This window comes from Chryseobacterium sp. SIMBA_029 (genome assembly GCF_046535275.1).
Lineage (GTDB): Bacteria > Bacteroidota > Bacteroidia > Flavobacteriales > Weeksellaceae > Chryseobacterium.
This window is the reverse complement of the sequence record NZ_JAWRXA010000102.1, coordinates 1-354: the sequence shown is the minus strand read 5'-3', so window position 1 is coordinate 354 and position 354 is coordinate 1. Positions and strand designations below refer to the sequence as shown.

1 protein-coding gene is annotated in these 354 nt (G+C 57.6%); it reads left to right on the top strand.

Annotation, left to right across the window (positions count from 1 at the left end; translation table 11 throughout):
• Positions 1–354, top strand: a 354-nt coding sequence (locus SB679_RS23400) for a hypothetical protein (protein ID WP_410704673.1), incomplete at both ends; no start/stop codon positions are given.

Here is a 354-nt window from a genome sequence, read left to right as displayed (position 1 = left end):
ATGCATGTTTCCAGCACGCCGACGCGCGGCGTTACGGTTTTGCGCCCTTCGGCACGGAGACGCTGTACGTCAAATGGCCAGCGGGCAAGCAGCCTGACCTTGTCAACGGCTACAGCATGTGCGTGAGTATCATCAACGGCATCGTCGAGAGCATCCGTATGAGCACCCGAGGGCTTGCATTCCAGCAACGCAACTACACGTTGCTGGAAGCCCGGTTTGGTCGACCGGCATTCAAATGGAAGGTCACCATGAAAAGCCAGACGGGGGCCAGATTTGAAGTGCTCAAAGCGGCCTGGAAGCGGCCGGGACAAATCACGATCGTTTATGACGGTGCGGAGAGTTCAACAGACTCCG